General features: G+C 60.8%; 1 protein-coding gene and 1 pseudogene. Both read left to right on the top strand.

Translation table 11 applies throughout. The features are described 5' to 3' along the window. The first annotated feature begins 185 nt into the window (after nucleotides 1-185). On the top strand, nucleotides 186-437 hold the full coding sequence (locus AC3WLN_RS23970) for a hypothetical protein (RefSeq protein WP_492485471.1): 252 nt from the start codon (nucleotides 186-188) through the stop codon (nucleotides 435-437). 1,344 nt (nucleotides 438-1,781) lie between these two features. Continuing rightward, nucleotides 1,782-2,352 (top strand): annotated as a pseudogene (locus tag AC3WLN_RS23965) (hypothetical protein); the annotation flags it as partial.

Here is a 2,352-nt window from a genome sequence, read left to right as displayed (position 1 = left end):
CCCCCGCCCCCCGCGGCGCGGTGCGACGATCCTGCGCGCGCCGGACCGTCCCCGGAGGCCGATCTTCGGCGAACGCCGGCTTGGCCCCTCGCGCCGAGGCCGCTACCCTGTCGCGGATCGCTCGCGGGCGGGGCGCCCTGTCGGCCCGGAGCGCTTCGTGGGGCGCTGAGGGAGAGGGACCCTGGATGAGCAACGCCGTTCGCTACCCGCAGCTCATTCCCATGGTGCAGGCCGTGCTCGACACCCTGGCGGAGGGCATCGCGTCGGAGGAATCGGCCGCCACGGAACTGGCCAGGCTGGCGGACGGGATGCGCGACTCCCAGGACCTGATGGCGGCCGCCTTGCTCGGGACGAGCCGCGGCCATGCCGTCAAGGCGCTGGCGCTGCGAGGCCGGCGGGCGGCGCTCCTGGCCGAATATGGTCTGGAGCCGGAGTGATCGGCCCCAGCCCCGCCGGCGCGGCCACCGCGATCTCCGGAAGCCCCCGGGCGTAGAGCTTCGCCACGGCGGACCAGAACATCCCCCCATCGTCCTCCGCGAGGAGCCGCAGCCGGCCGTCGATGGCCTCCCGCGCGGCCCGCGCCATCGCCTCCAGATCCTCGGCGGCTTCGGTCACCAACGACATCGCGACCTCCTCATGCTGTGACGCACAACCGGAAACGTCCGCGATGCACAAACCGATCCCTGCGGGTGGGGATGTGCGTGGAGGAGGATCGGAGGCGTCGCTGACGGAAGGCAGGCCCTGACCCGGCAAACCATTCGGGTGATGCGGCTCCGAGGCCGACAGTCTCGCAAGCACAGTCGCCTGTCGTTATAAAGTCTACCCAAGTCGAAACGCAGAGTTAGCGCTTTGGAACGAATAAGCTTACGACCTCATCGGATAATCCGGTTCAGCAAGATGTTAATCAGATGACCCGTAATAGTTCACTGATCTCGATACCTCTACCGTTTTATAGCCTCTAGGTCATCAATCAACGGGCAGTTCTCTCAGAGGGCTGATTGAGAATTTCCTCGGGGTCGGCCGTGCTGCCCGTTGCCGAAGTCATTGGAGAGACCGCAATCAAGCGGTTGCAGTTCGCCGGCCATAACCTGGTCGCCGAGCCATGAGAGCCAGTTGGCAGCAAAACCCGCGTTGGTTGTGTCCTCGCTGTGGCGTCATGCACGCCCCAGAACTCGGCCAGCCCGCCGACATGTTCCTCGATTGGGGGCAGGTTTGGCGCCCGGCCGTGTGTGTCGCCCGATCAGGTCACGCCATCCAAGCGCGGCGATCGGATTCCAATGATCGTCACGAACTCGATTCAGTCGTCGCTAAGAACGGTGGTTTGCCTAACGCTCAAGCCCATGAGGAAAGGCTGCTTGGAATTCGAAAACTCAGCGTCTGGATCGCAGCGCAATTGGGCTAATACGGGCTCGTTCGCGTAAGCGCGTTATGAAACGGGGTGGCTCACCGTCCGCTAAGTCACCCGACCGACCAATTCGGGCAGGTCTCGATCCGCTTGTGACCGCAGGCCGCGCAGAGCTACTTGCACAATTAGTGGCGCCTCGAATTGCCAGCCCTGACGTTAGGCTTGGAGCGCTACTTCAGCTTCGCGACGATGTCGAACAGAATTATGAGCAGTATCCTCCACTGCAGGGGCCATGTGTTTTCTCATTTAAGGTATTTACCTTGTGGCCGGGCATGACGTACCCCTGAGAGGAAGAAATTTTGCCGATTACGTCTCAATGGCCGACGTGTGGCACGACGTCTTCTCTTGGAAGATATACTACTTAAGGTGAAAACTCATGTCGTCTGCAATATTTACTGTAGATAACACAACTTCTTTAAATGCGGCTTTAGAGCAAATCGACCTCGGCGGAGATCTCTCTGCGGATAACATGAAGTATACGATTATCTTCAGCCAGAGCTTTAAATTAATCGGGCAACTGTATGCGATCAATTTGGCCAGCGGCGCCGATCTCACAATTCAGGGCAACGGATACGCGTTAGACGGCGGAGGACAGTATAACGGATTCTTTGCTTACTCTGGTACAGTCTCAATCGACAACTTGGCAATTAACAATACGAAGGCAGTTGGCGGGACCGGCGGTGGAGGTGGTGCCGGGCTCGGCGGGGGGTTGTTTGTAGCCGCTGGCGCCGCGGTAACACTGAATGCTGTCAATTTCTTCCGTAATAGCGCCGTTGGCGGTGATGGCGGTGATCTTGGAGGAGGGGGCGGACTCCAGGGTGGCAATGGCGCCCACTCGGGTTTTGGCGGCAATGGCGGTGGCGGTGGCGGTGTGGGTTTTACAGCAACCGGCGGTATTACCGGCGGGGACCAGGGGCGTGCTGGTATTATCCTAGGAGCTTCAGGCG

The organism is Methylobacterium sp. FW306-05-D (assembly GCF_058782155.1).
Note: the sequence above shows the minus strand (reverse complement) of the source record. Positions and strands in the feature narration are given on the sequence as shown.

Coding starts and splice junctions, on each gene's coding strand:
- AC3WLN_RS23970 (WP_492485471.1), top strand. CDS start 186: ATGAGCAACGCCGTTCGCTACCCGCAGCTCATTCCCATGGTGCAGGCC.